General features: G+C 45.9%; 4 protein-coding genes. All 4 read left to right on the top strand.

All coding sequences use genetic code 11. The features are described from left to right. The first annotated feature begins 544 nt into the window (after nt 1-544). The 4 genes from J0895_RS24355 (at nt 545) to J0895_RS24340 (ending at nt 3,499) form a co-directional block, all read left to right on the top strand. Nucleotides 545-1,447, top strand: coding sequence for a YihY/virulence factor BrkB family protein (locus J0895_RS24355; RefSeq protein WP_207090570.1), 903 nt, complete (start codon nt 545-547; stop codon nt 1,445-1,447). A 214-nt stretch (nt 1,448-1,661) separates the two neighbouring features. Beyond that, a complete protein-coding gene (locus J0895_RS24350) occupies nt 1,662-2,063 on the top strand; it encodes a hypothetical protein (RefSeq protein WP_207090569.1) in 402 nt (133 codons plus the stop codon). Between the two features lie 94 nt (nt 2,064-2,157). After that, nucleotides 2,158-2,670, top strand: a complete 513-nt coding sequence (locus J0895_RS24345; RefSeq protein WP_277989897.1) for a Dps family protein — start codon at nt 2,158-2,160, stop codon at nt 2,668-2,670. 334 nt (nt 2,671-3,004) lie between these two features. Further along, nucleotides 3,005-3,499, top strand: coding sequence for a hypothetical protein (locus tag J0895_RS24340; protein WP_207090568.1), 495 nt, complete (start codon nt 3,005-3,007; stop codon nt 3,497-3,499). The last annotated feature ends 156 nt before the right edge of the window (nt 3,500-3,655 follow it).

Below are 3,655 nucleotides of genomic sequence, written 5' to 3'. Positions count from 1 at the left end.
TGAACTTTATTTAGTTCAAAAAAGAATTCCCTCATTATATTTGCTTTAGTGGGGTAGTGCTTTTGAAAACAATAAAGAGTCGTTCGTCTCGTCATCCACACGCTCACGGCTCAACGCCTACGGCGTGGGAGGTTGTAAGCGAGTGGAATCCTCATCTCACCGCGCCTTTCATCCCACACTAACCTTCGATCTGTAAAGCGCGAGGGATTCCCGTCTGTCTAGCTAAATTCGTAAATTTTTCTCCGTCCCAGGAGGGAGAAATCGGACAGTCAACTGATCACTGTGGGCAGGGTTTAGGTCTCCCGATTCCCCATTCCCAACCTCGATAAATCGGTAAATTTTCGGGATTGATTAACAGGGTTTAGTTAGCGAGTGAGCTATCTAAGCCCTATTTTAATAGAAGCCTACCCCACCTTGACTCAACCCGGGCAAATGAGGGCAATTTACCCGAAAACTACCCCATTTTAAAAAAGGGCTTTTCCCAAAAAAATCCCTTAAATTAAACAACCCATTGAAGAAATTCCAACAAAAATAAGGAACAAAAATGGTAAAATTTAAGCAACTGTTTAGGCTGTTAAAACTGGCATTTTCAGGATGGCAGAAAGATAATGCAGGGCGATTGGCTGCCGCTTTATCCTATTATACCATTTTCTCCTTAGCGCCGATCTTAATTATTGCGATCGCCGTGGCCGGAGTCGTCTTTGGTCAAGACGCCGCCCAAGGTGAAATTGTCCGACAACTGCAAGGGACTATCGGCACCGAGAGCGCACAAATCATCGAAACTATGATTGAGAATACCCGGGAAACGGGGTCAGGCATTTGGGCAACCCTGCTTAGTCTGGGTGTCCTTCTATTTGGGGCGACGGGACTCTTTAGCCAACTCCAGGGTTCTCTCAATACTATATGGAACGTCAAACCCAAACCGGGACGGGGGATAAAAGGAATTATCCAAGACCGCTTTTTATCCTTTGCCATGATTCTCACCATCGGGTTTTTACTGCTAGTTTCCCTCATTCTCAGTGCCGCCTTAGCTGCATTTGGAAACTATTTTAGCCATCTGGTCCCGGATATGCTGATGGGCCTGTGGCAAGTGTTAGATTTCTTCATTTCCTTTGGAGTGATTACGGTTTTATTTGCCATGATTTATAAAGTTTTACCGGATGTCAAAATTGCTTGGTCTGATGTCTGGCTAGGGGCGATCGTGACAGCCTTACTCTTTGTCATCGGTAAAACTTTAATTGGCTTGTACTTAGGGAATAGTACGATTGGTTCGACCTACGGTGCAGCGGGTTCTTTAGTCGTTTTATTGTTGTGGGTTAACTTTTCGGCGCAAATTTTATTTTTTGGGGCCGAGTTTACCCAGGTTTATGCCAACCGATATGGATCTCGCATCGTTCCCACGGAAAATGCCATTGCTGTAGGGGATGAACATACCCATCCCCGTTAAAAAAGGACCTGTCCAAAATTGAATCGGTTAATTCTGGGGTCTATGACCCGGTGGATTTTACAACTGAGGTCCTCTAAATGTAGACAGGGAGAGGATTTGTTGAATCTCTCTATCTATAGGTGTAGAGGGAAACTTACTCCTATAGATAGTGTAATTATGTGGGGTTCACGGGATAAGATAAAAGAGACTCAATAAAAACAGTGAGGAAAGACTCATGGATAAACAAAAAATGGATAACCAAGAAAACGTTAACAAGAAGGCCACAGAACCTGTAAAAGGTCCAGTTCATTACGATCGCAACATCGTTCCGGCAGAGGTGGCAGCGCGGCAAGAGCGTGAGGGTGACAAGTTTATGAAAGCTCCCTCTAGCGCCGATGACCCCAATGAAAATCCGGATCATACCCGGGATGGCTTTACCGTAGACCAAGAAGGTTTGGTGAATAACTATGCGATCGAGCCTGAAATGTATGTGGATGAGCCGGGTGACTTGCGTGAAAAAGAAGCAGCCCTCAAAGCGGAACGCGCTCGCGAATCTTACGAAGTCCATCACAATGACGAGGACGGCAAGCTGACGATGGAAGGCGATCGCCGTGGAAAAGGTCCAGGCATGATTTAAGTCGCAACTAGGGAACAGTCGTTTCCCCCATATCTATAACTCTGAAACTTTTCAAAAACTCAGTCAATCAGTCTAATCATTAGAGGAATTAAGAATGACAGCTACCCTAGGAATGTCTGCCCAAACCCAAAATCCAATGAGCGTTAATATTGGGATTGACGAAAGCACCCGAGAAGAAATTGCTCAAGGGTTATCCCGCGTGTTGGCCGATAGCTATACCCTTTATCTGAAAACTCATAATTTTCACTGGAACGTCACCGGACCCCTATTTAGTACCTTGCATCTGATGTTTGAGGGGCAGTACCAAGAATTAGCCTTAGCGGTAGATGAAATTGCAGAGCGGATTCGGGCTTTGGGATTTCCCGCTCCTGCTACTTATGGGAAGTTTTCTAGCCTGACTTCGATTCAAGAACATGAGGGTATTCCCGATGCGGAAGAAATGATTCGCTTGTTAGTCCAAGGGCAAGAAACCGTGGTCCGCACCTCCCGGGAAATGCTGCCTCTCCTAGAGAAAGCCAATGATCAACCTACCTTAGATTTGCTGACCAAACGGATGCAAATTCATGAGAAAAATGCCTGGATGCTTCGCAGTATGTTAGCGGGTTAATTACCCCTAGTGAGCAGGTTGAGAGGGAGTGAGGCCATTTACCGAGCATAGAAAATGGCATGGCCTGCTCTCCCTCTAGGACATCGTTGCAGGATTAGGGGAAAGAACTGGGTTTCTTCACTGAATTGGTGCGGATCGAGCAGCAAAAAAAGGTCCATAAACCCGGTTTCTTGTCCTATTTATTCAATCCGGTGAGGCAGTCGGGGAATTGCACCCCATCCCATCAGGATGAACCGAGGGTCATTTCAAGGAACTCGCCACTCAGTTTTCATGCGATTGATCGCACCCTTTTTAAAGACTTTATTTTTTAATCAATTAACTTTGGAGGTTTTTTATGAAGTTTACGACTTTATTCAATAGCAAAAATCCGGGATTATTAGGGGCAGTTTTTAGTAGCCTCTTGCTCGGAGCCGTCGCCTTTCCCGTCGCTGGCATTGCTCAGAATACTCCCACTGAACAGAACGAATTACAGGCTCAGGCACAACCGATGCCCCTACCCCAGAACGTGCAAATGCCTGTAGCTTATGTGCTGCCGGGAAATGCACCCGTTGCGGTGGAAATCATCAATCGCACGAATACTTCGATTACCTACGAGGCGATCGGTGAGACGCGCGATCGCACCCTCGTCGGGGGCGATGAAGCCATGCTGATGAATCTGCAAATTCCCTTAACCGTCACATTTGAGCGACCCGATGGGGGGCTAATTCAGGCCCGACCCGAAATTATTGCCCCGGGACAGATTCGGATTTATCTCGATGAAGCGAACAACTTAGACTCGGACATCAGCAACATGAGAATTGATCTCAATGGTAGTATGTACCTCTACTAAGCTTTATGTATCGAAAAGAATCAGAAGCAGACAGAAGAAAACATCAGTTTTTTCTTCTGTCTGCTATCAATAGGGTTAGAAATTCTAGCCCTGTCAAGGTGGTAAATTTAATGACGAAAAATCGTGATTTCACGTAGGGGCGCAATGCGCCCCTAC

The organism is Phormidium pseudopriestleyi FRX01, assembly GCF_017313335.1.
In the GTDB taxonomy this organism is placed as follows: Bacteria; Cyanobacteriota; Cyanobacteriia; order Cyanobacteriales; family Laspinemataceae; genus Laspinema; species Laspinema pseudopriestleyi.
Note: the sequence above shows the minus strand (reverse complement) of the source record. Positions and strands in the feature narration are given on the sequence as shown.